At 42.5% G+C, this 24,564-nt stretch carries 26 protein-coding genes and 2 pseudogenes; 20 read left to right on the forward strand and 8 right to left on the reverse strand.

The window, feature by feature from the left end:
* Nucleotides 1–618: 618 nt before the first annotated feature.
* Nucleotides 619–1,128, forward strand: coding sequence for a DUF4168 domain-containing protein (locus AC5590_RS33610; protein WP_169267553.1), 510 nt, complete (start codon nt 619–621; stop codon nt 1,126–1,128).
* A gap of 655 nt (nt 1,129–1,783) precedes the next feature.
* On the opposite strand, the gene AC5590_RS33615 is transcribed toward AC5590_RS33610, so the two are convergent.
* Both AC5590_RS33615 and AC5590_RS33620 read right to left on the reverse strand, forming a co-directional pair.
* Entirely contained in the window at nt 1,784–2,680 is an 897-nt protein-coding gene (locus tag AC5590_RS33615) for a GUN4 domain-containing protein (RefSeq protein WP_169267554.1), read from the reverse strand.
* A 156-nt stretch (nt 2,681–2,836) separates the two neighbouring features.
* Complete coding sequence (locus AC5590_RS33620) at nt 2,837–3,223, reverse strand: hypothetical protein (RefSeq protein ID WP_169267555.1); 387 nt, start codon at nt 3,221–3,223, stop codon at nt 2,837–2,839.
* A gap of 63 nt (nt 3,224–3,286) precedes the next feature.
* Here AC5590_RS33620 and rppA point away from each other — a divergent pair, with 63 nt between their 5' ends.
* From rppA to AC5590_RS33670, 10 genes and pseudogenes are all read left to right on the forward strand, one after another.
* Nucleotides 3,287–3,964 (forward strand): two-component system response regulator RppA, encoded by a 678-nt coding sequence (rppA, locus tag AC5590_RS33625; protein WP_169267556.1) that lies wholly within the window; start codon nt 3,287–3,289, stop codon nt 3,962–3,964.
* A 66-nt stretch (nt 3,965–4,030) separates the two neighbouring features.
* The gene (locus AC5590_RS33630) at nt 4,031–5,314 is read left to right on the forward strand and encodes a sensor histidine kinase (protein ID WP_169267557.1); all 1,284 of its coding nucleotides are present in this window, start codon (nt 4,031–4,033) and stop codon (nt 5,312–5,314) included.
* 246 nt (nt 5,315–5,560) lie between these two features.
* Nucleotides 5,561–5,944 carry a DUF6152 family protein gene (locus tag AC5590_RS33635; RefSeq protein ID WP_169267558.1) on the forward strand — a complete coding sequence of 128 codons (384 nt, stop codon included), beginning with the start codon at nt 5,561–5,563 and terminating at the stop codon, nt 5,942–5,944.
* 39 nt (nt 5,945–5,983) lie between these two features.
* The gene (locus tag AC5590_RS33640) at nt 5,984–6,394 is read left to right on the forward strand and encodes a DUF6152 family protein (RefSeq protein ID WP_246162593.1); all 411 of its coding nucleotides are present in this window, start codon (nt 5,984–5,986) and stop codon (nt 6,392–6,394) included.
* The gene (locus AC5590_RS33645) at nt 6,394–6,885 is read left to right on the forward strand and encodes a DUF6644 family protein (RefSeq protein ID WP_169267559.1); all 492 of its coding nucleotides are present in this window, start codon (nt 6,394–6,396) and stop codon (nt 6,883–6,885) included. Before AC5590_RS33640 ends, AC5590_RS33645 begins: the two co-directional genes overlap by 1 nt.
* Before the next feature lie 132 nt (nt 6,886–7,017).
* The gene (locus AC5590_RS33650; protein ID WP_498824405.1) at nt 7,018–8,298 is read left to right on the forward strand and encodes a M20/M25/M40 family metallo-hydrolase; all 1,281 of its coding nucleotides are present in this window, start codon (nt 7,018–7,020) and stop codon (nt 8,296–8,298) included.
* 87 nt (nt 8,299–8,385) lie between these two features.
* Nucleotides 8,386–9,174 (forward strand): annotated as a pseudogene (locus AC5590_RS33655) (trypsin-like peptidase domain-containing protein); the annotation flags it as partial.
* Between the two features lie 282 nt (nt 9,175–9,456).
* A complete protein-coding gene (locus AC5590_RS33660; protein WP_169267561.1) occupies nt 9,457–10,233 on the forward strand; it encodes an SDR family oxidoreductase in 777 nt (258 codons plus the stop codon).
* Between the two features lie 230 nt (nt 10,234–10,463).
* Nucleotides 10,464–10,921 (forward strand): annotated as a pseudogene (locus AC5590_RS33665) (sensor histidine kinase); the annotation flags it as partial.
* Nucleotides 10,922–11,055: 134 nt separating this feature from the next.
* Nucleotides 11,056–11,559, forward strand: a complete 504-nt coding sequence (locus AC5590_RS33670) for a 2TM domain-containing protein (RefSeq protein WP_169267562.1) — start codon at nt 11,056–11,058, stop codon at nt 11,557–11,559.
* Between the two features lie 146 nt (nt 11,560–11,705).
* On the opposite strand, the gene AC5590_RS33675 is transcribed toward AC5590_RS33670, so the two are convergent.
* The gene (locus tag AC5590_RS33675) at nt 11,706–12,602 is read right to left on the reverse strand and encodes a class I SAM-dependent methyltransferase (RefSeq protein ID WP_248277363.1); all 897 of its coding nucleotides are present in this window, start codon (nt 12,600–12,602) and stop codon (nt 11,706–11,708) included.
* Nucleotides 12,603–12,849: 247 nt separating this feature from the next.
* Between AC5590_RS33675 and AC5590_RS33680 the strand changes: the two genes are divergently transcribed.
* The 3 genes from AC5590_RS33680 (at nt 12,850) to AC5590_RS33690 (ending at nt 15,934) form a co-directional block, all read left to right on the forward strand.
* The gene (locus AC5590_RS33680) at nt 12,850–13,716 is read left to right on the forward strand and encodes a polysaccharide deacetylase family protein (protein ID WP_169267564.1); all 867 of its coding nucleotides are present in this window, start codon (nt 12,850–12,852) and stop codon (nt 13,714–13,716) included.
* A gap of 85 nt (nt 13,717–13,801) precedes the next feature.
* Nucleotides 13,802–15,241 (forward strand): DUF5009 domain-containing protein, encoded by a 1,440-nt coding sequence (locus AC5590_RS33685; RefSeq protein WP_169267565.1) that lies wholly within the window; start codon nt 13,802–13,804, stop codon nt 15,239–15,241.
* A gap of 234 nt (nt 15,242–15,475) precedes the next feature.
* Nucleotides 15,476–15,934 carry a hypothetical protein gene (locus tag AC5590_RS33690; RefSeq protein WP_211178658.1) on the forward strand — a complete coding sequence of 153 codons (459 nt, stop codon included), beginning with the start codon at nt 15,476–15,478 and terminating at the stop codon, nt 15,932–15,934.
* Between the two features lie 116 nt (nt 15,935–16,050).
* Here the strand turns inward: AC5590_RS33690 and AC5590_RS33695 are convergent, their stop codons facing one another.
* Nucleotides 16,051–16,674, reverse strand: a complete 624-nt coding sequence (locus tag AC5590_RS33695; RefSeq protein ID WP_169267566.1) for an FMN-dependent NADH-azoreductase — start codon at nt 16,672–16,674, stop codon at nt 16,051–16,053.
* A gap of 314 nt (nt 16,675–16,988) precedes the next feature.
* Between AC5590_RS33695 and AC5590_RS33700 the strand changes: the two genes are divergently transcribed.
* Nucleotides 16,989–17,321 (forward strand): hypothetical protein, encoded by a 333-nt coding sequence (locus AC5590_RS33700; protein WP_211178659.1) that lies wholly within the window; start codon nt 16,989–16,991, stop codon nt 17,319–17,321.
* Nucleotides 17,322–17,412: 91 nt separating this feature from the next.
* A complete protein-coding gene (locus AC5590_RS33705) occupies nt 17,413–17,766 on the forward strand; it encodes a winged helix-turn-helix transcriptional regulator (RefSeq protein ID WP_169267567.1) in 354 nt (117 codons plus the stop codon).
* Nucleotides 17,767–17,827: 61 nt separating this feature from the next.
* On the opposite strand, the gene AC5590_RS33710 is transcribed toward AC5590_RS33705, so the two are convergent.
* From AC5590_RS33710 to AC5590_RS33720, 3 genes are all read right to left on the reverse strand, one after another.
* A complete protein-coding gene (locus tag AC5590_RS33710) occupies nt 17,828–18,220 on the reverse strand; it encodes a salt stress protein, Slr1339 family (protein WP_169267568.1) in 393 nt (130 codons plus the stop codon).
* Nucleotides 18,221–18,291: 71 nt separating this feature from the next.
* Complete coding sequence (locus tag AC5590_RS33715; protein WP_169267569.1) at nt 18,292–18,897, reverse strand: vWA domain-containing protein; 606 nt, start codon at nt 18,895–18,897, stop codon at nt 18,292–18,294.
* A 144-nt stretch (nt 18,898–19,041) separates the two neighbouring features.
* Entirely contained in the window at nt 19,042–19,647 is a 606-nt protein-coding gene (locus tag AC5590_RS33720) for a vWA domain-containing protein (protein WP_169267570.1), read from the reverse strand.
* Between the two features lie 339 nt (nt 19,648–19,986).
* Between AC5590_RS33720 and AC5590_RS33725 the strand changes: the two genes are divergently transcribed.
* The 3 genes from AC5590_RS33725 to AC5590_RS33735 all read left to right on the forward strand — a co-directional run bounded on the left by AC5590_RS33725 (nt 19,987) and on the right by AC5590_RS33735 (nt 23,263).
* Nucleotides 19,987–22,326, forward strand: coding sequence for a monovalent cation:proton antiporter family protein (locus AC5590_RS33725; protein WP_169267571.1), 2,340 nt, complete (start codon nt 19,987–19,989; stop codon nt 22,324–22,326).
* A gap of 128 nt (nt 22,327–22,454) precedes the next feature.
* Nucleotides 22,455–22,742 carry a type II toxin-antitoxin system TacA family antitoxin gene (locus AC5590_RS33730; protein ID WP_169267572.1) on the forward strand — a complete coding sequence of 96 codons (288 nt, stop codon included), beginning with the start codon at nt 22,455–22,457 and terminating at the stop codon, nt 22,740–22,742.
* Nucleotides 22,739–23,263, forward strand: coding sequence for a GNAT family N-acetyltransferase (locus AC5590_RS33735; RefSeq protein ID WP_171976928.1), 525 nt, complete (start codon nt 22,739–22,741; stop codon nt 23,261–23,263). The genes AC5590_RS33730 and AC5590_RS33735 overlap by 4 nt, the downstream gene beginning before the upstream one ends.
* 26 nt (nt 23,264–23,289) lie before the next feature.
* Here AC5590_RS33735 and AC5590_RS33740 read toward each other — a convergent pair whose 3' ends face one another.
* Entirely contained in the window at nt 23,290–23,508 is a 219-nt protein-coding gene (locus AC5590_RS33740; protein WP_244837949.1) for an Hfq-related RNA-binding protein, read from the reverse strand.
* A gap of 111 nt (nt 23,509–23,619) precedes the next feature.
* On the opposite strand from AC5590_RS33740, the gene dapF reads away from it, so the two are divergent.
* Nucleotides 23,620–24,462: a diaminopimelate epimerase gene (gene dapF, locus AC5590_RS33745; RefSeq protein ID WP_169267574.1), complete on the forward strand. Its 843-nt coding sequence runs from the start codon at nt 23,620–23,622 to the stop codon at nt 24,460–24,462.
* Nucleotides 24,463–24,564 lie beyond the last annotated feature (102 nt).

A 24,564-nucleotide genomic window follows, 5' to 3' on the forward strand; every position in this document is an offset into this window, starting at 1 on the left:
CGTTGTAGCAAGTGGCGTGCATGTGGCGTGAGCCAGTACTTGATGAGGGTCTCCCTCTCCTGACCCAGACGCTACTTTGAACACGCTTGTTCTGGCGTGAAAAGAGTGTTTTTTCCATTCGTAGCGGGTGATCAGCCTAAGAGGTACTCCGTGGGCGTGGTAGGATATAAGCTCGACAAGTCGTCAATCTTTCCGGAATGTCGCAGGTCATTTTTGTATAATGGTATTGCTCAATGACCTATCTGACCGTATTGAACAGACAGGGATCATTCGCAAACGTAGTGATACGGAGTGAATGTGAACCAAACCCCTAACTTCGGTTAGGAGACGTTATCCAAATCATGACACCTTAAGATTCGCTAGTCTTTTGCCCTGTCGCGGCTAGTTAAACATCTCGCAAGAGAAGTGCTTTGAGCTCCGTTTTATTGGTAGGTACTTCACCCGCTTACCAGGATAGAGCATACCCAGAGTCGTTAGCGATAAACAGTAACTCTTGTTTGCTGTCTAAATGCTGCCTAAAGATATGCCGGAAAAATCGATGGAAACCGAGGCTCAGTTGAGGAAATTCAACAAACTCTTCTGACACCGGACACCGAAATTGTAAAGGAGGAACTCAACGTGTTTAAGCAAATTCTGACAGGTAGCTATATTTTTGTTTTTCTTCTTGTCAGCAGCCTGTCGGCTCATGCACAAGCACCAAAACCTACATCTCCATCTTCATCTCCATCCCCTCAAGTTCCAGGAACATCCCAAACCAAAGTTAGTCCAGAGGAACTTCAGAAATTTGCAAACTCCATAAAACAGCTCACAGCGATAAAGCAGGGAGCAGTTAAGCAGATGGCGGACGTTATAAATAAGTCTGGTCTGACTCAAGAACGATTTTTGGAAATATATAAATCACAGCAAAATCCCCCAGAGAAGCTAAAACGAGCAATGACATCACAAGAAAAACAACAATACGAAAAAGCTTTCACAAGTTTAAAGTCAATTCAGGAACAAGCTGATACAAACATGCAGCAAGTTTTGCAAAAGGAAGGGCTAGGGCTAGAACGTTTCAATCAAATTCAAGTAGCGATCAGCCAAGATCCGGCGCTTCAGCAAAAAGTGCAGCAAATGATTAGAAGCTAGTCTTGAAGGTCACACCCAAAGAGTGTAAGCAATTTTGTGAACATGCACAATTCAGGAGTCAGAATTCAGAATGGACCGGGTTCATTCTGAATTCTGACTTATTTTTTTATTAATCCCGAGTTGCATTCATTTTGGTAGAATGTCATTTGATCAGTACTAGTCATCACCCCCTCTGACTCAATTATGGATAACGAGGTTGTTCTTTTTCTTGTCAGCGCCAGTGTTTTCATCCTCTATCTCATCTTCTCTGCGTTAACTGAAATGGGCACAAAGTTACCTTGGAAAAAATAGCAGTTTGGTTTTTGACTGATACCCTTTCACGAAAATCCTGATACATTTCACTCCACGGCAGTTGCTCCACTTGGGGAAACACGCCAGGTCGCACAACGGGGGGTACCCCCGCAAGCGACTGGCTCCCCAAGACCGCACTGCCTCCCCTACTCCCCCTACTCCCCCTACTCCCCCACTTACCCACTTACCCATATTTATCAACTTTAAAGTAGTGGGAGGAGGGGGTGCGATGCTCTAGCAGGAAGACTCACTCAGGGCGATTGCCCAAAGGGCAGACGCCAGAGGCGTATCGCAGCGGTTGCTTTTTGAGTAGCTCGTCGTATCAAACCTCAGATGATATCAGCATCCAAAGAGGATGTTACAACTACCAATCTTTCTCACAGAGAAGAAACACATAGGCATCCCTCTTTTCCCACAAAAACCCATCTATACCCCAACTCAACCCACCCAACCTCACAGCAACAGCAGGTAGATGTCCAGTCGGAGCTGAGGAATTGAACGTCAGTTCATTGATTTGTAACCAATTTTTATGGACGCGCCATTCTACACAATCACCAAAGGCTTCGTAAATCTTATCGTTAGCTTTGAGATTTCCTCCTACGCTTTTCCAAATGCGTTGTTGAACACTAAATCCAAAGCGACCATTGGAAGATTCTACCCAAAGTTGGTCGATAGCGCGGAGGTCTTCGTGTGGGAAGTTGTGGATAGATGCTACATTTAGCCAACCTTCTTGTTCTCGATTTGTCAGGTTGAGCATAATCCTGAGTGTTTCGTGATCAGCTTCTTTCCATCTTCCAGATACTAGGAGATCGCGCCATGTTGTAGTTAACTTTGGTGTCTTTTGTAAAGTTAGCTGCTGTTGACTCAAGTCTTTGAGCTTTCTTGCTTCTTGATGCTGGTGTTTTTCTTGTTCGAGTTGAGCTAGTAAGCGACGTTCTATTTCTTGACGCTGGCGTTTTTCTTGTTCAAGTTGAGCTAGTAAGCGATGTTCTGTTTCTTGAAGCTGATGTTTTTCTTGTTCGAGTTGAGTTAACAGGTGTTTTTCTTGTTCGAGTTGAGCTAGTAAGCGACGTTCTGTTTCTTGACGCTGGTGTTTTTCTTGTTCGAGTTGAGCTAGTAAGCGATGTTCTATTTCTTGAAGCTGATGTTTTTCTTGTTTGAGTTGAGTTAAGAGCCGCTTTTTCCATTTAGACCACAATAACACTCCTACTGCTACTGTCACGACTACTGCAACGCTTATGCTAATGGCAAGCCAATTCATAACCTTTTTATGCCTGTGATAATTTCACGCTGATTTAATTTGTCTGTTGTTAACTATTAAAAACAGAGTTGTCAAGACTGATACCTGATAAATGCTCAATTCCATAGTCAAAATCTCTACCGTCGCTTGCGGGAAAACCATTAGCAGGAACACCAATCAATCCGTTGCAAAGCGCATCAACTTCCTCACATCATCGATTGGCAATCGTAACTCTTTGCTAATTGCTGCTTCCAATGCGCTAAGTTGTGTGACCGGAAATTCAAATTCTAGTTCTTTTAGGGCTTTGGAAGCTGTCTTGACTCTGACTCTAGAAAGATTTTGATGCTTTTTGATTTGAACTGTGATTGATAGTACAAGTGTTGGGGATTGCTTTGCTGATAATGTCTCAACCTTCAACGGATTCGTTGATTGACGAGAGCGGAACAATATGCTATTCATCACAAATCCACTCCCCACCCAAAAAGTCAATCCAAGCAGTGGTAGGAGTAGCCAAAACTCTAATCCCAAAGAACGTAAAATCTTAAACCATCGGGATTGGAGCATAGATTCACTTTACAGATACTAAGCACACTAGGATAAAGAAAAAACAACAGCAGCGATCGCCCTATGTTAATTTTACTGGTGGAAGATGACCCAGCCCAATTAGAACCACTGCGAGCTGCGCTCACTAAAGCAGGACATATTATTGATGCGATAGAAGATGGACAAACAGCCCAATGGCTCTTATCTCAAAAAGATTATGACTTGCTGATTTTAGACTGGATGCTTCCTAAAGTCAGTGGCGTTGACCTTTGTCGGGAATATCGACTAGCGCTTAAAACTGCCCCAGTACTAATACTAACTGCTAAGGATACGACATCAGATAAAGTTTATGGTTTAGATGCTGGAGCAGATGATTATCTGGTAAAACCAGTTGATATTGTCGAACTGCTAGCACGGGTGAGAGCTTTGAGAAGGCGCTCGCCACTTTGGCAAGGAGACAAACTTACTTTGGCAGATTTACATCTCGATTTGAATAACCTGACTATTGAGCGAAATCAATTTACGGCTCAATTATCTGGTCGAGAATTTCAGCTAATGGAGTACTTGATGCGCCATCCTCGTCAAATTCTATCTCATAATCAAATAGAACAGGCTCTTTGGGGATGGGGCACAGAACCAGAAAGTAATGCTGTGACAACACTGGTGCGCCGATTGCGACAGCGCCTGCAAACGGTTGGAGCAAAAGATTGGCTAGAAAATGTTTATGCTATGGGTTATCGGCTTGATGTTCCGGAAAGATGACAAGGGGACGAGGCGAAGCACAGGAGCAGAGGAGAATAATCTTTGACTATTGACTAATGACTAATTATGTTTGTTCGTAGCCGTCGCAATTTGGCATACTTATTTACAATATCGATGGGGAGCATCCTCATCACATTTGCTGGTATCGCATATTACTTCGTTGTTCAACAGCAGCTTCAAGCTTTTGACGACAGACTTTATTCTGATAGCAAAGCTATTGCCAGAACTCCACTGTACAAGCTGTATAACAAACGAGCGCAGTTTGAGGGAAGAGATAATCCAATTCTTGGTGATACACTACCACCAATTAACAATGACTTGGCGTATATTCGGTTGTACACATTCAATGGAGAATTAGTTGATTATACTGGTATGTCTGGTTCAAAAAGATTAACTGTTGCTCCTGGTTTTCAAACTATTAAAATCACTCAAAAGAATCGCAATGGAATTTCTACTACCAAAGAATGGTTTCGTGAACTAACCTTACCTGTTATACAAGAAAATATGTTAATTGGGTATATTCAAGTTGCTGTTTCTCTAACTCCTGTGCGTGAAAACTTGAATCGGGCAAGGTTATTTTTGACAATTGGTTTACCAGTAACTTTAGGCACGATAGGTATTACTGGTTGGTTTCTAGGGGGACTTGCAATGCAACCAACTCGTCGGGCATACGAACAACTACAACGCTTCACTGCTGATGCTTCCCATGAGTTACGCGCTCCGGTGGCTGCTATTTTAAGTAATGCACAAGTGGCTTTGATGCCTCCACAGGATGAATTAGAGCAGCGTTTTCGTCTAGAAAATATTACGGAGATTGCTAAATCAATGAGCAATCTCATTAATAATCTGTTGTTTCTTGCTCGTCAGGATGGACCGTTAGATAACGCAACATTGAAGAGTATAGACCTTGTTGGACTACTCCAACCTATACTCCAAGAGTATCAGCAACTAGCACCTGCACAAAATCTCAATTTTACTTCTCACTTACCTGAGTCACCTGTTACCCTAAAAGCCGATTCAGATTTGTTAAAACAGGCGATTGTAAATTTACTTAGCAATGCTTTTAAGTACACCCTTGAGGGTGGTAGAGTTGGACTAAAACTCTTGATACAATCTCACAGAGCCATTATTCAGGTAGAAGATAATGGCATTGGCATTCCTGAAGAAGATTTACCGCATATCTTTGAACGGTTTTATCGCGTAGATACAGCGCGATCGCGTCAAACGGGTGGCTTTGGTTTAGGACTGGCGATCGCCCAACAAATTGTGCAGGCGCACCGAGGACAGATTATTGCCAAGAGTCTTTTTGGGCAAGGTTCAACCTTTCAAATTGAACTACCTCTAAAGTAGAGCGGATAAGAAATTCAATTTTTTTTCCTACCTGGCAAGGACTGACATTTTTTTGTCATACTTGTCCATCACACTAAGAAATAACAAGAATATCACGGTTCTGTTATATGATGTTTAATTTCTCATTCACAATGACTATAAAATCCCACCTCTAATCCTCCACGCTTACGGTAAGAAGTGCTAGAGGCGGAGTGGGTTTATTGAACACACTTAGATTCTTTCACAAAACTTAGCACCGCCAAACGTATGATTGCAAAGCGCTCTCAGTTATTTCGGGTACTCATAGTTACCGTAGTTGCGAGTCTTGGTTTTGCTGGAGAGGTTACAGCACACCACGGCTATGACACAACCTATGATGTCGGACATCCACGGACAATCACAGGGGTGATTAAAGCAGTGAGATATACGAATCCTCACATTCGTATGCAGCTTCAAACAACTGGAAAGTTAAGGCGAGTTTGGAGGATTGACTTACCATCACCTACCCAAGCCGAACGGCGAGGATTAACCCGAAGCTTTTTGAAGGTAGGAGCAACTGCAACTGTGGTAGGATGGCCGGCTTATGATGGTTCCAACGAAATGGGCGCGTCGCAAATCACAATTGGTGGAAAGACTGTACAGGTGAACTGAGCAAAACGGTACAAAACTTAACAAAAGCAGGGGACTCGAATGATGGATGATCAGCAACAGCCAAACAAAGCCATGCTCAAAAAAAGTTTTGTGCAGGCTGCACTGACTGCGGCAACAATTGCAACTTTCTTAGCTTCTGGAACTGAAAGTGCTAGCGCACACCACGGCTGGAGTGAGTACAACAATGAGCAAACACTCAATCTGACTGGAAAAATCCAGAATGTGAAGTACGATAATCCACACACCACAATAGAAGTGAAAACAGATGATAATAAAGTATGGCAAGCAGTCCTAGCACCACCTGCCCGATTGCAAAGACGTGGGTTAGCCCAAGGGGCTTTGCAGGTTGGGCAGCAAGTGAAATTAGTAGGATACCCTCATCGCACTGAAACCAGTGAAATGAGAGCAGAGCGAATCACTATAGGTAAACAAACAGTAGAACTACGCTGATGAACCTTGCTGATACAAGCTGGTGGTTGTGGTTAGAAAACAGTGCCTTGTCCTCAACAATTCGCCAGTGGCTATGGCTTTACCCAATGATCGAAACAACACACATTCTTGGTTTAGCCATTGTCTTTGGCTCAGTTGCTCTGTTCGATTTTAGGTTACTAGGTTTCTCCCGTCACCTGTTGGTAACAGATATGGCACGATACCTCTTGCCCTGGGCTTACCTCAGTTTTGCGGTTGTGGTGCTGTCAGGTTTTCTCCTGTTTGCAGTCGATGCAACCGAAATAGCAGCAAATCCAGCTTTTCGTCTGAAGCTTCTGCTATTGTGTGCCGCTGGGATGAATGCGGCTTTTTTTCATGGAGTGGCTTTGAAGTCCGTTAAGTTTTGGAACCGGGGTGTGAAAGCTCCAGTAGTGGTTAGGGCGATCGCAGTCATTTCCCTTGTGCTTTGGACTGGTGTGATTATTTGTGGTCGCCTCATTGCATACGTTTAACAGTTATCAGTTACCAGTTATCAGTTATCAGTTACCAGTTACCAGTTATCAGTTATCAGTTATCAGTTATCAGTTGTTACTGTTTACTGTTCACTGTTCACTGGTTTAAGATTTCTAGCTGTAAGTATAAAGGTGATAAACACGAAATTCCAATCAATTCTTTTGGTAAACAGACAAGCAAAATTATGGTTACAAACTGCACTTGTAGCTGTTTTGGTTGCACTTCCCACGGCTTGCGTTGCACAACAGTCAAATCGTGCCAGAGAACTTACCCAGTCTCAAGCTGTCGTTGATGCTCAGGAGTCCAACCGCACTTTTGCAGATGTGCAAGCTTTAGTAAATTTTGGTCCGCGAGTGGCTGGGACACCAGTCATGGAAAAGGCAAGCGCTTATCTAATTGATGAGTATCGCAAAGCTGGCTATGTGACTGAAGTCCAAACTTTTACTTATCCTAAATTTCAAGACTTAGGCTCAAATTTGACTGTTGATGGAGCGACACTTGAGGGGAAAGCGCTCAATGGTACAGTTCCTGGAAAATTAAACGCGCCACTGGTAGCGGTTCCTAATGTTGGACGCAAAGCTGATTTTGCTGCTGTGAATGTTAAGGGTGCTGTTGCTATTGTCCGGCGCGGTGAAATTCGTTTTTCTGAAAAAGCAAAAAATGCCTCTGCTGCTGGGGCTGTTGGTTTGGTGATTGTCAACAATCAGCTATCGGATGTGTACGGGACACTTGGTGAGGAGGTAAAAATTCCTGTGCTGGCGCTTTCTGGTCAGCAAGGAAATCCCTTAATTCAACGTGTGCAAAGTGTACCCCTGAATATTAGTTTGAATGTGAACGCCCAACGACGTGTTGTCACAGGGCGTAACATTATAGCACATCTTGAAGGTGTAACTGCGCCCAAAATTATTCTAGGTGGACATTACGACTCAGTACCTGGTTCTCCAGGAGCAAACGATAATGCTTCAGGAACAGCAGTTGTCCTGGCTGTTGCCCGTAATCTATCTAATACGCCAACTGCTCGTCAAGCCTGGTTCATCGCTTTTGATGGTGAAGAAGATGGGCTGCACGGTTCACGAGCTTTTGTGAATGGGGCTAACTCACAGTTTCTTTCTGGGCTGAAAGCTATGGTCAATTTCGATATGGTTGGCGTGAACGAGCAGTTAAGAATTGGTGGTACGTCATCTTTAACAAGATTTGCACAAAATCTTGCTCCGCAAGTGAAAACCTTTGGCTCTTCTGGCGGTAGCGATCACGCATCGTTTGCTAATAAGGGCGTGCCAGTCATGTTCTTCTACCGGGGTCAAGAGCCGAACTACCACACACCAAATGATAAAAAGGTAGACCCAAAACTATTAAATGAAACAACTCAAATAGCGCTGAATCTTGTTAAGCAAATTGTTAACGCTAACTAGTTTTGTGGTTGAGGAAAACGGCGCTTGTCTCCAATGATTCTGTGTCAAAACATCCTCATTTATAAAAAATTTACTAGGAAATCTACAATGTCCTCCGTTTTTTCTTTGAAGAAGTCTCTCACTAGTTTGTCTTTGGTCTCTCTGGGAGCTGCAACGGCTCTGTTGGGGGCACATTTTATGCCTACAAATCCAGTACTGTCTCAGCAAGCAATCGCTCAATTGCCTTCTGCACCAATTGGCAACACAGATACTAATTTTGTTGCTTCTGCGGTAGAAAGAACCGGATCTGCTGTGGTGCGGATTGACTCTACGCGCACTTTAAGAAATCCATATACGAATGGTAGACGGGTGGCAAGAGGTACAGGTTCGGGGTTTATTATTAGGTCGAATGGTCTGATTCTGACAAATGCTCACGTTCTTGGTGGAGCAGATAGAGTAAGTGTAACTTTGAAAGACGGTCGTAGCTTCACAGGTCGAGTTTTAGGGCAAGATAGATCAACAGATGTGGCAGTAGTCCAAATACAGGCTAACAATCTCCCTGTGGTCAGTCTTGGTAATTCCGACCAGTTGAAACCTGGAGAATGGGCGATTGCCATTGGTAACCCTCTAGGTTTAGACAACACTGTGACAGTCGGCATTATTAGTGGAACAGACCGTTCTAGCCGTGCTTTTGGTTCCCGAGGTCGGGGAGTTGGGTTTATCCAGACAGATGCTGCAATTAACCCTGGTAACTCAGGCGGACCACTGCTGAATCAACGAGGGCAAGTCATTGGTGTGAATACTGCTATTATTCAAGGTGCCCAAGGACTGGGATTTGCAATTCCGATTAACTTAGCCCAGCAAATTGCTAACCAATTGATTGCTCAAGCGGCGGCTTAATTGCTCCCGTTGTGCAATGCAATTCGATGGAGTTTCAATCTGCTAGATAAATCCTCGCTGATTCATTCTGTAACTATCGTTCTGAGGAGCCACTGCGCCCAGGCGTCAATAAGGGCGCTGCCTCTGGTTTGCGCCCTACCCTGCACCGAAGCCCTATGCCTGCGGCACGGCTGCGTCTATCGGGGATGACCTATGCCCTGCGGGCACGCTTGATTTTTCTATATTTGTTATTCAATGGGACAATAGTTCTTTGCAATTGTATTTTGTAATTAATTTTAGATGACTACGCCTCTACAAGTTTTCGTCACTGGTGCAACCGGACGTACTGGTTCACTCGTCTGCCAAAAATTGCAACAACATCCCCAGCAGTTTACTCTTCGGGGATTTGCCCGTAATAGTGAGAAAGTTCAGCAATTGTTCGGTACAAAGGATAACTTTTTCTTTGGCGATATCCGCGACCCAAAAACTCTCATAAAAGCGTTAGAAGGTTGTTCTACTTTGGTTATTCTCACCAGTGCGACTCCCCAGATGAAAGGAATGCCACAACCGGGGATGCGTCCTGAGTTTACTTTTCCTAACGATGAAATACCGCAAGTAATTGACTACCAGGGTCAGGTTAACCAAATTGATGCTGCAAAAGCATCTGGAGTGAATCATATTGTGCTGGTCGGTTCAATGGGTGGCACGAATGAAAATCACCCGCTTAACAGTCTTGGTAATGGCAACATCTTGATTTGGAAACGTAAGGCAGAACAGTATTTAATTGATTCTGGTATTGACTATACAATTATTCGCGCTGGGGGTCTATTAGACCAACCGGGAGGAAAACGAGAACTCCTGGTTGGTAAAAATGATACCATGCTGATTAATCCACCAGACGGGATTCCCACTTCAATTCCGCGTGCAGATGTGGCAGAAGTGGTCGTGCAAGCTTTGTTGGAACCAAACGCTAGAAACAAGGCGTTTGACTTGATTTCTCAACCAGAAGACGCGCCTGGTACTGTAGTGACCACAGATTTTGTAGCTTTGTTTGCACAAACGACGCCTGGATTGTAGTAAGCACAGTTGTTGCCTTCTGCATCAATCGTAACGCGATTGATGCAGGTTTATGTAATTATTCCGTATGCAAAAGCCGAAGTAATTTTTTAATTAATTACACCGCCACAAGCTGTATAATTTTCTCAGTGTTAGAGCAATGAGAAGCTCAACAGCAACGTGCGTTTTTTTGATAATTCCGGACATTTGGTTGCGATACGCGTTTGGCGTCTGCCCTTTGGGCAATCGCCCTGAGTGAGTCTCCCTGCTGGAGCATCGCCTCTCACCTCAAGCTGACATCTGTTATACGAGTTGATCAACCTCTAAACATTATCGGTCATTCTGAGCAGGTTTATCGTCTGATTTCTAACTTAATTATCAATGCGATTCAATACACACCCAAAGGCGGGAAGATAACTATTGTCTTAGATCGAACTGAACATTATGCTGTTATTCAGGTTGAAGATACGGGGATTGGTATTCCCCAAACCGAGCTTTCTCGAATTTTTGATCGCTTCTATCGGGTGAATAGCGATCGTTTAACGCCCAAGCAATTGTTCAAGCGCACCACGGCAACTTGAATGTGCAAAGCGAATTAGGCAAAGGTAGCACTTTTACAATTCTATTGCCTTTTGATGTCACTCCGTTTGAAGGTGTTCGTTCTATTTATCGATTCAAATGGCTGTCTCGCCGTCCACGTAAATTTTAATAAAAATTTTAAGTAAAATTTTATATTTTTCTTGTGTATATCATCTACCCACAGCACCAACGATATTTGCTAGTCTAAAACTAGTGGCAAAGCATCAAAACAAAACTTTATTATTGAAAAAAATAACACGCATTATGACGACTTTTGATACGAAAGTAACTCGAACCTATAGCCAAGACGATATACAGCAGATTCTCCATCTGGCGATCGCTCGTCAAGCTGACGATAACAACAAAGAATTTTCCTACGAGCAACTGCTAGAAATAGCTGGAGAATTGGAAATCTCCATAGACACACTTAAACAAGCAGAACAAGACTGGCTAGAACAACACGGAGAAATGCTACAACGACGAGCTTTCAACGCTCATCGTCAAGGTAGATTCAAAAAGCGTGTTGGTAAGTATGCAATTGTTAACGTCTTTTTATTATCTCTGAATCTACTTGGTGGTGGTGGTCTTTCTTGGTCACTATATATCTTACTCTGCTCTGTGTTTGCAGTAGGTCTTGATGCTTGGAATACTTTCCAAATCAAAGGCGAAGAATACGAACTTGCTTTCCAAAGATGGCGTCGCAAGCATCAGGTGACAAAATTCTTTAACACAGCCGTGAGCAAATGGCTCAAGGCGTGGCGCATTTAGTCACCAGTCACAATTGCAAACATCACCCGTTATTCAAACAGTTACCAGTTACCAGTTATCAGTTATCAGTTACCAGTTACAACAGAAAATACGGCTCTGTTTCTTTTGTTAACTGTTTACTGTTCACTGTTCACTGACTCGGCTGTTCACTGTTCACTGTTTTTTCCTTTACGACCGAATGCAAAAAAGGAGGTACCATCGTTCCAAATACCTTGCTCTGTCACTAACGCTTCTAATTGAGCATCAAATTCAGCCTTGATTTCTTGTAGTTGCTCTGATGGAAGCTGGAACAGAGTGTTAGAGAATTTGGGGGCTGGATAGGAATTTATAGTCCACCTTTGCTTTGCCTCCTCTAAACTAATATAATTACCATACTGCTCGGTTTTAATATCAATCGCTTCAAAACCAGAGCGCTCAAGCAGGTTGTGACATTTTTCAGCTGTATCTGCAGTTGTACCTGTTGGCTGGCTGAATTCTTGCAAAACGCCATACTTTTCAAAAATCTTCTGCCAAATAACAACTCCAACTAAAGCTGCATCTGCAAGCGCATGAAAACCAACTAACCCATTAGGTTTGAGAAATTGCATCCATTGGCGTAATGTGGCTTCCATATCTGTCATCAACGGAAATGCATTCGCGCACAAAATTCGCTCAAAACTGTTTGCTGGAAAATTTAGTGCTTCAGCATCCGCAAGCTGAAGTTCAACATTGCTTAGACTTAACGCCTCAACCTTGCGCCTAGCAAGAGTTAGCATCTGGGTTGAAATATCCACACCGACGATTTTACCAGAGGACCCAACTCTTTGAGCAACTTCAATCGCAACATGACCTGTTCCAGTCGCAATATCCAAAACGTCATATCCAGGGCTGATTTGTGCGTATTCAACCAGACGATGAGCAATCTTTAAATGCCATTGACTTTCATCATAGTTGTGACTTCTCCGATTATACACATCCGCTATCTGCTGCTTGTAGTCATTTAACTTAAGTTGTTTAGCCATTAGAGGTTTGAAGTGAGACTGTTTTTTAGAACCTAGACTCATGATAAATGCTGTTTGGCAAGTGCGACACTTGAGTCATGCTGTAATACAATAGACCTGCCTCAAAAATCTACTTTTATTCTTCCTTGTGAGCTTTAGCTGATGAAGTCTCCAACAAAAGTCAATTTCTTGGAACATAAAATCACAGATAGACACAAATAAATTATCTGTATTTATCTGCGTCTCTCTGCGGTACAAAAATCCAGATAGCTAGTTACATCTACCATACAATAGAACAAAATTACTCAAAGTGAATCAAAAGAATCAAAGCTTTCCATTTCATTTAATTCTAGCAGTTTTAATTCTTTTTTTTGTCATAAAATTATTCGTTAATAAGCCTGTAATTCCAATTTTTGGTTTTCATGGCGTTCTTCCGGCTAATACTCCTACTTCTCAATTGCAAAATATGCACTACCCTGAAAAAGAGTTAGAGAAAGTATTAGAGCATTTCGTGAGTAATAACTACTGGTTTTTAACCACTCAAGAGTTATATGATTATTTTATCAAAAAACATAAAAAAGTACCAAAAGAACATTCCAATCAAAAACCAATAATGATTTCATTTGATGACGGATATCAAACAGTACACACGAACTTACTACCGATTTTGTCTAAGCTTGAAAATAAATACAGTCAAAAAATCAAAGTAGTCTTGTTTATCAACCCAGGCATTATGGAACGAAAAGAAAGTACTTCTACTCACTTAGACTGCCAGGATTTACGAGAAGGTTTGAAAAAAGGTTTTTATGATATTCAATCTCATGGCTTCAATCATAAAAACTTAATGACATTGAGTCGTCGCGAGTTAGTTAAAGAACTTCAGCAAGCCCAGATTAAACTGAGACAATGTACCCAAGATTTAGATCCACAACAGCAAGTAGCGTCTCATCTGGCTTATCCTTACGGAGCCTCTAATAAACAGGTGCGATACTATGCATCTAAATATTATTTATCAGCGTATCTATACAATGACAAAATACTTGATGACGACTGCAAGCAAAACTACTATGAAATTCCTCGTATTCCAGTTAATCGACAAATGACATTTCAACAAATGCTGGAAATAGCTGAAGGTTTTCAGCAAGACAAGAGTTTACAAAAATGTGAAGTACAATAGGCGTAAGGAAACATTTTCAATCAACTTTGAGTATGAAATAAATAATGTATTACAGCTAAAACATAGGAATTAGGATGAGATTTTTATGCAAGAAAAGACTGTTAACCTAAAACGCGCCTACGCCCTAGATGCACTGCGTGGATTTGCAATTTTGGCAATGGTCTTATCAGGCACTATAAGGTATAAGATTTTGCCAGCTTGGATGTACCATGCTCAGGAGCCGCCACCTACCCATACATTTAATCCTAATCTGCCTGGGTTAACTTGGGTAGATACTGTATTTCCAATTTTCTTGTTTTGTCTGGGAGCAGCTATTCCTTTGGCGCTGTCGAGTCGTCTTGCTAAAGGATTTACTACAAAACAAGTTGTTTTATATATTCTTAAAAGAGGATTTCTCTTAGGAATCTTTGCAATACTACTTCAACATCTTAGACCATATACAATAAACCCAAATCCAACTGAACAAATATGGTGGATAGCTTTGTTGGGTTTTTTAATACTCTTTTTGGTATTTGTTAGGTTATCTGTAAACCAACATTTGAGGCACTATATAAAATGGCTTCCCCTGAGTGCTTTTATCGCAGCAATTATCTTTATCTCTTTTCTTCAATATCCAGATGGACGTGGATTCTCACTTTCAAGAAGTGATATTATCTTAATCGTTCTGACAAACATGGCGGTTTTTGGTTCACTTGCTTGGTTGATTACCAGAAATAATTTGTTGCTACGTCTAGGATTGTTAGGCTTATTGATTGCTTTACGGCTATCGGCTACTGTTAAACAAAGTTGGTTTGCTATACTTTGGCACGCTTCACCAGTCCCTTGGATTTTTCACTCTGAATATTTACAGTATTTGTTTATTGTTATTCCTGGAACAATTATAGGAGATGTCATTCTAAACTGGCTGCAAACTCCTACTAAAAATGAGGGAGATGAGGAAGTTAAATTTTCTTGGAAGAAGGTACGTTGTTTTGGCATCATTCTCATGATGTTGAGTCTTTGTTTGGCACTACTCATTGGCTTGCAGGCTAGGTGGTTATGGCAAACAACATCACTGAGTTTTGTTCTTTGTTCAATAAGTTGCTTTTTATTTGTCAATCCAGTAACTGACACAGAAAGGTTGCTGAAATCATTTTACCAATGGGGAATTTATTGGTTGGCGCTTGGCTTGCTTTTTGAACCGTTTGAGAATGGGATAAAGAAAGACCCTTCAACGTTGAGTTACTACTTTGTCACCACGGCGGTCGCACTTTTTCTCCTGATTACCTTCACCATACTCCTAGATATCTTCAAACAGCGAAAACTTCTGCAGTTGCTCATAGACAATGGACAAAATCCAATGATTGCCTATGTAGCATTTGCCAATCTTCTCTTGCCTATTCTGAGATTAACTCACATTGAACCGTTGATTCTAGAGTTTACAAATACCCCCTTGACAGGTTTTTTCAAAGGTGTCATTTATACGTTAGCGATCGCCTGTCTTGTGAGTCTTTTTACTAAGTTGAAGCTCTTTTGGAAAACTTAATCGTTAAATATACTGCTTTAAGAAAAATTTAATTGTTCTTTTTTTTACTATAAATCGGTTATTATAATTTCGGGTAACTCAAATCTTGCACCTCATCCATAGTACGCCTGCCTTGAACTCAAGTTCGGAAATTTCTTTATTGGCGGACGAAAATTATGGTGCAAGATTTGAAGTAATAAATTAACAATAACAAAAGCTTCAACGCTTCAAACTGTGCTATTAGGAGATGCATCAATGGCAATTATTTTAAGAGTGACGACAAATACGACTTTCAAGCAGGACTGGCAGCAACAATCATCAAATTTAGCACTACAAGATAAGTACGCAGCCACAGCAGGTCAGCAATTGCGTGTTTCATCTATTGATCGCAATGCCTCCAGATATGGTGGTGACCACTGGAAAGTCACATTCGTGCAGCCACTTCAACCCAATCAGGGACAAGCCAAGAGTACCTGGTACGTTTATGTGCCTGATGTCATATACGAATCGCCTGTCTCTCAGTCTGACAGGGGGACAGTGCCTAATCAGATCAACATCATCCAGTATCTGCGGCAGCAAATACAGGGGAACACCTCTATTAATAAGCCTGTAACAGAAATGAGTCTGCTTTCTCCCTCCTGGATTTATCTCATCTGCTTTCTGTGTACCTCTGCGGTTCGTTTTAAAAAATTTTGGAAAAGTCAAGAAAAATGAAAATGAAACCACAGATGAACCTTACCCGAGAAGAGCATCTACCTATCTGCATCTGTGGTTTGAGATTATAGTTCCACTATAGGGTGGGCATTACAACGCCCACACTACTTGAGAGATTACCAACCAGCCACAGCTTGCGCTATGGCTTCATGTGCTTTTGCAAAAGACTGCTGGCGAACTTCATCACCTCCACTGAGGTTTTCCACATTAATGTATGTAATGTCTGTAATTCCAAGAAATCCAAAAATCGCGCTGAGATAGGGTTCCTGATAATTGTAGGGTGCAGCGAAGCTTCCTGGAGAAAAGTCACCACCACGAGCCGTGATAATCAGCATCTTTTTACCTTCAACCAGCCCTTTAAAGCCACCTTCCTCGGTTACAGCGACGGTGCGACCAATGCGAACAATCTGGTCAATGTAAGCTTTGAAGGTAGAGGGGACATTGAAATTATACATCGGCACACCGAAGACGTAGCGGTCAGCCGCAAAAAATTCATCAACTAAGCTGTTTGACAATTCAATTGCCTTAGCTAGCTCAGGTGTGTGAGTATCTGGTGGTGTAAAAGCAGCAGCGATCCACGGCTCGTCTACATGAGGAATTGTATTATGACCAATATCCCGGTAGGTGACTTTATCTCCGGGATGGGCATTTTTCCAAGCTGTGATAAACTCACCAGAAAACTTGCGGGAGAAAGAACGTTCTCCACGAGGACTAGAGTCAATATGTAAGATATGTGCCATTAATCAATTTCCAATAGCAAACAGTAGATTTGGGATTGGTGACTGGGTTCGTTGATTACGCAGAAACGCAACTACGAACCAGTCCTTATTTGTCGTTCAACTTTTTATCCGTACTAACTGTAAACTATGTCAAGTTAAAATGAGAAGTAGGCACTTTCAAGAAACACGCTTAACAGGGAACGCTTAACAGGAATGTTTATGAAAAAACGCAGCAGTGGAGTCAGGCAGAAAAATTAACCTCAGAAGCACTCCAGTTAGCGCAACGAAGTAACGCAGCCGATAGCGCCTATCTTTGGCAGTGGCAGTTGGGACGGGTGCTGAAAGCTCAAGGGAAAAACACAGGTGCGATCGCAGCTTATAAACAAGCAGTCGCCACAATCAAATCTCTGCGAACAGATTTAGCGGCGGCGAGTCCAGATTTACAGTTTTCTTTCCGCTATGCTGTTGAGCCAATTCACCGTCAACTCGTCGGACTCTTGGTGAACTCGAATAAACCCGATGACTTGAAGGTGGCGCGGGATGTTATTGAAGCATTACAATTGGTCGAACTGGATAACTTCTTCCGGGAAGCATGTCTGAATAGAAATCCAGTTCAGATCAGCCTTTTTTCTCTCCCCCTACTTCCCCTACCTCCCCTACCTCAATAGAAAATTTCTTAACTGAACCGTATTGCTCTACTCCCTTCCTTCATATCGCTTTTAGTCTAAACTCCAATAAGGTAGTTACGCAACAAAAACTATGAAAGCTGAAGCACAAAACCATAGCCGACTAACTTGTGAAGTAGAAACCACACTAAAAGTCATTGGTGGACGCTGGAAGGTTTTGATTATAAGAGAATTAATGGATGGTGTGAAACGCTTTGGTGAATTACAGCGATCTTTAAATGGAATTACTCAAAAAATGCTAACTCAACAACTCAGGGAAATGGAGGAAGATGGGGTTATTGATCGCAAAGTTTACGCGCAAATTCCTCCAAAAGTAGAGTACTCTTTAACACCTTTAGGAGAAAGTCTTCAACCAATTCTCTATGCAATGCACGAGTGGGGTGTCAAGCATTTATCTGAAATAAATAATAAAAAGCAAAATATTTGAGCGCTGGGCTATTTTCGTTCATTCCTAAGAATTCTAAAGCACACAAGACTCATAAAATTCTTCACTCCAATTGTAAATATTCAATTGCAGCCTCTACTTTTGACGGATATCCCTCAGCAAATCTTTCAAACCAAAGTCCTTCTAAAGACAAGGGATCTAATTTTGCGAGCCAATCTTCAGCTTGCTTTTTCAACTCCTCTAATTTTTTCGCCTGAAGTTGTTCTTGTTGGATTCGTTCTTGTTCTTGTTCTTGCTGTTTTTGTGCTTGTTCAGCTAAATCTTTTTGTTCAAAATCAGCTTTGACTTCGGCTAATAATTTATCTATCAAGAAATTTGATTTCTCTTCCATTTTGCTGACTGGTTTAATTAAATTTGCTTTTAGCTGATGCTGTTGAGGTTTTTGTTCCTCATATTCAGCTTTCATCTCAGCTAAAAGTTTATCAAGAGAATCCATGTTCTGAAATCCTCCGTAACTACTCCAAATTCAGTTTGCTCCTCAATCCCATGAAAAATCACCACAAATGCTTAATCATTAATAGCGTTGAGCAGTACTTCTGATAAAGTCAGATCTTCCATATCTTCTATGGTGATGGTGTCGCAGATATCGAACTTTGCACCAGCCCCTTGCAGTTCATCATCTAATACTTTGAGAAAGCGAGTCGCTTGAGCATCTGTACCTACTTGAATAAAAGAAATAGCAAGTTCTTCATCTCGATCCATATGGCGAGAAGCTTCAATAATTACCTTCATAACTGCTTTACGATCATCTGGTTCACCATCAGTCACAACTAAAATAGTTTCACCATTTGGCTGAGTTTCACCCGCAGCTTTGCGTTGAAAGTAGTTATCAGTTGCGTGTTTCAGCACACCTGCCAAGTCAGTTGTACCAGAAGGATCATTTTCTTGGAAAATTTGCAATACTTTGCTTGATGTCACATTTTCATAGCGCTTGAAGCGTCCAGAAAACAGATAAACAGTGATACCATCTGGGTCAAGTTGTTCGCATTTACTCGCCAAGGCAAAAGTAGATTCTTGTGCAGCAACCCATCTGCTTCTACTACCCTTTTGGTCTTGAGTTGCCATACTACCACTTTTGTCGATAATTAAAGTATAGTCACGATTGTCTAGCATTTTTCAATTCTCCCTATTTGTTATCAGTTATCAGTTATCAGTTACCAGTTACCAGTTACCAGTCGTTTACTGTTCACTGTTGACTGTTAAGTGTTCCCTTATCACTCATCAGTTATTAATAACGAACAAAGGACAAAAAACTGATTAATCAGTCACCGCATTCATTAACACATCAGCAAGGCTCATATCTTCGAGATCATCCAAGGTTATTGTGTCGCAGATGTCAAATTTAGCACCAATATCTTGCATTTGGTCATCCAAAGCTTTGAGAAACTTGGTTGCTTGAGGATCTGAGCCTATTTGAATTAAAGAAATTCCCAATTCTTCATCACGTTCCATCTGACGCGATGCATTAATTATTACCTCAAAGACTGCTTTACGGTCATCTGGTTCACCATCGGTGATCACTAGAATTGTTTCGCCATTGGGCTTGGCTTGACCTGCAGCTTTGCGCTGAAAGTAGTGATTGGTTGCATCTTTGAGTACACCTGCTAAATTTGTCGTGCCACCAGGATCATTTTCTAGAAAAATTTGTGCTACTTTCGCTGAAGTGACATCATCGTAACGTTTAAATTTACCGGCAAATACATAAATTGTGATGCCGTCAGGGTCAAATTGCTCACACTTCCTTGCCAGTGCGAGTGTAGATTCTTGAGCCATTTCCCAGCGACTTCTACCACCAACTTGGTCTGGAGTAGACATGCTGCCGCTTTTATCAATAATTAATGTGTAATCGCGATCGCTCATCATAATATCCCTTTGATTGTTAACCTTGCTACCTTGTTGTTCTAGTCTAGCTTTTGAATTGTAGTTTTAACAGTTATCAGTTTAGCCCCAGCTACAGGGCATACTTTAAAATAGCTATAGGAATTCGGTTTGATTTATGAACTGACTCGTGAATAAAGGGAACACAACGACCACGCTCACTGCATCGCGCTTAACGCTTGCACCAGAAGGGGGAACATCAAATGTACTTAGTTTCACAAAAACAAATATGAGTACTATAAATAAAAAACAAATTTGATACTTTAAAGAGAAAAAACTTTGTATCCTGATGTTAATAGGTTTTAACAATTATTTTATAAGCTTGTGCAGGAAGATTTTAGACTCATAGTTGATTTAGTTTCAGTTTTTGCCGTTGCTGCTTGTGGCGGACTCTTGGCGGCGCTTTTAAGACAACCCGTTCTACTAGGGTATCTTATTGGTGGAATGGTCGTTGGGCCATCCGGACTGGGACTGATTAAAGAATTGATTCAAGTAGAAACGTTGGCTCAGTTTGGAGTCGCTTTTTTACTATTTGCCTTGGGTGTTGAGTTTTCCTTTACAGAACTGAAAAAAGTCCAGGCGATCGCCCTTGGTGGAGGAGGACTACAAATTGCCCTAACAATTCTCATCACAGTTTTAGTCTGTGGGGCGACAGGAGCTTGGGCATATCTACCAGCTAAAGGTATATTTTTAGGGGCAATTTTATCGTTGTCTTCCACAGCAGTTGTTCTCAAGTGTTTGATGGAACGTAATGAGACGGAAACGCCCCACGGACAGGTGATGCTGGGAATTTTGGTCGTTCAAGATTTAGCACTAGGACTGATGATCGCAGTCTTACCTGCCCTTCATGAACCTGGAGAAACGCTTGTTGTCGCAGTTTTGTTGGCACTGTTGCGGATTGGTTTATTTGCGGGTGGTGCAGTTATTGCGGGGATTTGGCTCATTCCTCCTTTGTTGCGATTGCTAGCCCGTACTGAAAGCCGAGAGTTATTTTTATTAGGTGTCGTAGCACTGTGTTTGGGTATTGCCTTACTCACAGAGTCTCTGGGGCTTTCTATTGAAATGGGAGCGTTTGTTGCTGGCTTGATGATTTCGGAAGTGGAATACGCTGATCAAACCCTTACGTATGTTGAGCCATTGCGAGATATTTTTGCCAGTTTATTTTTTGCCTCTATTGGGATGTTAATCGATCCACTGTTTTTGTGGAAGAATCTGGAATTGATTCTGGGATTAGTCACACTGGTATTTATTGGTAAATGTTTAATTATTACGCCACTTGTAAAGTTGTTCCGCTATCCGTTGAAAACAGCGTTAATTGTTGGGTTGGGACTGGCTCAAATTGGAGAATTTTCTTTTGTTCTCGCCAGCGAAGGACAGGCGCTGGGGCTGGTTTCTCGACAAGTCTATTTACTGATTTTGGGAACAACAGCAGTAACATTAGTGCTTACCCCTTTTGTGCTGCGTTTGGTTCCAATTGTATTTGACTGGGTAGAATCAGTACCTTGGTTAAAGCCCTATTTAAGCGGGGAAGGTCAGCCCTTGGGAGTTGCTGAAGAACTACCGATCAAAGACCATGTAGTTGTCTGCGGTTATGGGCGAGTGGGACGCAATTTGGTGAAGTTGCTTCAGCAGCACAATTTACCTGTTGTGGTGATTGATCAGTCAGAAAGTAGAATTCAACAGTTGCGCGAAGCTGGGGTTTCTTATATTTATGGTAATTGTGTAAGTTTTCACGTTTTAGAAACTGCTGGAGTCAACACAGCACGAGGAATGGCGATCGCACTTCCTGATCCCATGAGTACCCGTCTTTGCGTCAAACGCGCTTTGGAACTGTCTCCTGATCTAGATATCGTTGTTCGCGCCACAAATGACAAAAGTATTGAGGTACTTTATCAACTCGGGGCACGGGAAGTTGTGCAACCAGAGTTTGAGGCTAGTTTAGAAATGGTGAGTTACATCTTAACTGATTTGGGCTTATCATCTAGTGTGGTGCAACGAGAAATGCAGGAAATTCGCAGTCGTCATTATTTGGATCTGCGCCCTGAACAATCGGCGTCTGAGGTTTCTCGTGATTTACAACTAGCAACTCAAGACCTGAATAAACGTTGGTATTCTTTACCATCTGGTTCACCCCTAGTCGGTATGACTTTAGAAGAAGCAGATATGCGCTACTTAACAGGTGTGAGTTTGATGGCAATTCGTCGTCAAGGAGGTGAGGAAATAGATTATCCTTCACTCCAGACCGACTTAGAAGAAGGCGATCGCCTTTTGGTTGTCGGTTCTGATAATGAATTAGCGGCTTTGGATGAATTCGCCAAAGGTCAAGCTATTGTCCCTGGAGAAAGCAGCGCTTGCCAGTGGGTTACTCTCAATACTGATAGTCCAGCGGTTGGGAAAACCCTTGCAGATTTGGATACCCGCAACAAATATGCGGTTATGGTGCAAGCAATGCGACGAGAGGGCAAATTTATCCGCTTTCCCGATGATAATAAGGACTTGCAAGTCAACGACCAAGTTTTATTGTGTGGAAATTTGCTTTCTCTAAATCAAGTTGTGCAGTTGCTTGTCCCAGAAAGCAAAATACCGCTAACTATCCCAATCGTGAAAGCAGGCGAAGCAGAACCACTCAAAGAGTTTTTGCCAAGAGATAGTGTGTTGGATTAGTTGATGAGGCAGTGCGTTGCCCAGAGGAGCCCCTTGCGGGGGCATCTTTCCTGATGGCTCAATTTGTGTTGACAATGAATATACATATTTTGTATATTCATTGTGAGGACAAAAAAGGAAACTGACTGATGCAACCGCATTCTGCCGAATCAGGCAACCGCAACATCACCATCAACATCCGAGCACACCAGGAGCAACGGGATCTGATTGACCGGGCGGCAGCAGCCCTCGGTAAGAACCGCTCCGATTTCATGCTAGAGACGGCGTGTCGGGAAGCGGAAACAGTTCTGCTCGACCGTCGGCTTTTTGTGCTGGATGAAGCAACTTTTCAGCAATTCATGGAACAGCTGGATACGCCGCCAAGAGCGAGTGACAATCTTAAAAAACTGCTTGCCACGAAAGCACCGTGGGAATGACAGAGCAAAACGAAGGACATCAGTCTCTGGAAGCGCCCCAACCGCTCAAACCAGACCATCAACGAGAGAATTTCACATCTGGCAGCCCAGAACTGGACAACTGGTTGAAAACGCGGGCACTCAAGAACGAAGACAGCGGGGCGTCTCGAACCTATGTCGTGTGTGTCGGGGACAAGGTGATTGCCTATTACTGTCTGGCGAACGGGAGCATCCTAAGCACCACAGCCCCAGGCAGGGTTCGCCGTAACATGCCTGATCCGATTCCTGTCATGGTCATTGGACGACTGGCTGTTTCACTTGACTGGCAGGGCAAGGGCATTGGACAAGCCCTGGTTCGCGATGCCGTGCTTCGCACCCTGCAAGCGGCAACCATTGCCGGTATCAGGGGGATTCTCGTCCATGCCCTGAACGAGGACGCCAAGGCATTCTATCTTCGATGCGGATTCATGCCTTCGCCACTGGCTCCCATGACGTTGATGCTGACCCTTGCGGATGCCAAAGTAGCTCTTGGTATTCAATGAGATATAGCGCCTGTTGTGATGGCTACTTATTCTTTTGCCTTAATATAAGCAATGGCTTGCTTCCAAACAGTCATCTGTTGACTGTTTTCATTCATAAGACACATACACTGAGAATCCTGCCATATGATTCTTCCAATCAATATGTCGCCAGTAAGCAGTTTGATTTCAATTGTGACTGCTTGCTGTATCAAATTTTGTACTTGCCGAATGCTAGGTAGTGAGGTGTCAAGTCCCATAATTGTCATCAGTCATCAGTCATCAGTTATCAGTTATCAGTTATCAGTGATAGTTGACAACTGACAAAAGACATTACACTAATGACGTAAAAACTCAAATATAATTCATCGACTTTGGCAATGGCAATAGAATTTACTAAGTATCACGGTCTGGGCAATGACTTCATATTGATTGACAATCGCTCGTCATCAGAGCCTGTCATCACTCCAGAGCAAGCGGTTAAGTTGTGCGATCGCCACTTTGGTATCGGTGCAGACGGTGTTATTTTTGCCCTACCTGGAGAAAACGGTACTGACTACACCATGCGCATTTTTAATTCGGATGGTTCAGAACCAGAAATGTGTGGTAACGGTATTCGCTGTCTCGGTGCTTTTTTAGCTGATTTGGAGGGTGACGCCAAAAAAAGCGACCAATATCGCATTCATACTCTAGGTGGTGTGATGACACCGCAACTCATGCCAGATGGTCAAGTTAAAGTGGATATGGGTATCCCCAGGCTACTTGCTGGTGAAATTCCCACGACTATCAACCCAGCTAACGAAAAAGTGATCAATCAACCGCTAGAAGTCGCAGGCAAAACTTGGGATGTCACGTGTGTCAATATGGGAAATCCTCACTGCATCACCTTTGTAGAAGATGTTGCAACAATTCCTCTAGAAGTTATTGGTCCTCAGTTTGAGCATCACCCAGTTTTCCCTCAACGAATCAATACTGAATTTATTCAAGTGGTGCGTCCTGACTACGTGAAAATGCGTGTATGGGAACGAGGTGCTGGTATAACTTTAGCTTGTGGCACTGGCGCGTGTGCGTCGCTAGTGGCGGGTGTGTTGACACAGAGATGCGATCGCAAAGCTACAGTAGAACTTCCAGGAGGACCATTGCTGATAGAATGGTCCCAAATCGACCAGCGGCTTTATATGACAGGACCAGCAGAGCGGGTTTTTACTGGGAAAATTGACTAAAACAAGGGGTTTAGGGGAGCCAGTACTTGATGAGTGTTTCCCGACAGAGGTATCTGGTGAGACCAGCGCTGCAGGAGGGTTTCCCTCCGTAGGCGACTGGCG

The sequence above is a fragment of the Brasilonema octagenarum UFV-OR1 genome, assembly GCF_963888615.1.
GTDB lineage: Bacteria > Cyanobacteriota > Cyanobacteriia > Cyanobacteriales > Nostocaceae > Brasilonema > Brasilonema sennae.

Excerpts from the sequence above, each read along its gene's own strand:
- AC5590_RS33615 (WP_169267554.1), bottom strand. The coding sequence starts at position 2,680 with ATGAATTGGCTTGCCATTAGCATAAGCGTTGCAGTAGTCGTGACAGTA.
- AC5590_RS33620 (WP_169267555.1), bottom strand. The coding sequence starts at position 3,223 with ATGCTCCAATCCCGATGGTTTAAGATTTTACGTTCTTTGGGATTAGAG.
- rppA (WP_169267556.1), top strand. The coding sequence starts at position 3,287 with ATGTTAATTTTACTGGTGGAAGATGACCCAGCCCAATTAGAACCACTG.
- AC5590_RS33630 (WP_169267557.1), top strand. The coding sequence starts at position 4,031 with ATGTTTGTTCGTAGCCGTCGCAATTTGGCATACTTATTTACAATATCG.
- AC5590_RS33635 (WP_169267558.1), top strand. The coding sequence starts at position 5,561 with ATGATTGCAAAGCGCTCTCAGTTATTTCGGGTACTCATAGTTACCGTA.
- AC5590_RS33640 (WP_246162593.1), top strand. The coding sequence starts at position 5,984 with ATGATGGATGATCAGCAACAGCCAAACAAAGCCATGCTCAAAAAAAGT.
- AC5590_RS33645 (WP_169267559.1), top strand. The coding sequence starts at position 6,394 with ATGAACCTTGCTGATACAAGCTGGTGGTTGTGGTTAGAAAACAGTGCC.
- AC5590_RS33660 (WP_169267561.1), top strand. The coding sequence starts at position 9,457 with ATGACTACGCCTCTACAAGTTTTCGTCACTGGTGCAACCGGACGTACT.
- AC5590_RS33670 (WP_169267562.1), top strand. The coding sequence starts at position 11,056 with ATGACGACTTTTGATACGAAAGTAACTCGAACCTATAGCCAAGACGAT.
- AC5590_RS33675 (WP_248277363.1), bottom strand. The coding sequence starts at position 12,602 with ATGAGTCTAGGTTCTAAAAAACAGTCTCACTTCAAACCTCTAATGGCT.
- AC5590_RS33685 (WP_169267565.1), top strand. The coding sequence starts at position 13,802 with ATGCAAGAAAAGACTGTTAACCTAAAACGCGCCTACGCCCTAGATGCA.
- AC5590_RS33690 (WP_211178658.1), top strand. The coding sequence starts at position 15,476 with ATGGCAATTATTTTAAGAGTGACGACAAATACGACTTTCAAGCAGGAC.
- AC5590_RS33695 (WP_169267566.1), bottom strand. The coding sequence starts at position 16,674 with ATGGCACATATCTTACATATTGACTCTAGTCCTCGTGGAGAACGTTCT.
- AC5590_RS33705 (WP_169267567.1), top strand. The coding sequence starts at position 17,413 with ATGAAAGCTGAAGCACAAAACCATAGCCGACTAACTTGTGAAGTAGAA.
- AC5590_RS33710 (WP_169267568.1), bottom strand. The coding sequence starts at position 18,220 with ATGGATTCTCTTGATAAACTTTTAGCTGAGATGAAAGCTGAATATGAG.
- AC5590_RS33715 (WP_169267569.1), bottom strand. The coding sequence starts at position 18,897 with ATGCTAGACAATCGTGACTATACTTTAATTATCGACAAAAGTGGTAGT.
- AC5590_RS33720 (WP_169267570.1), bottom strand. The coding sequence starts at position 19,647 with ATGATGAGCGATCGCGATTACACATTAATTATTGATAAAAGCGGCAGC.
- AC5590_RS33730 (WP_169267572.1), top strand. The coding sequence starts at position 22,455 with ATGCAACCGCATTCTGCCGAATCAGGCAACCGCAACATCACCATCAAC.
- AC5590_RS33735 (WP_171976928.1), top strand. The coding sequence starts at position 22,739 with ATGACAGAGCAAAACGAAGGACATCAGTCTCTGGAAGCGCCCCAACCG.
- AC5590_RS33740 (WP_244837949.1), bottom strand. The coding sequence starts at position 23,508 with ATGACAATTATGGGACTTGACACCTCACTACCTAGCATTCGGCAAGTA.
- dapF (WP_169267574.1), top strand. The coding sequence starts at position 23,620 with ATGGCAATAGAATTTACTAAGTATCACGGTCTGGGCAATGACTTCATA.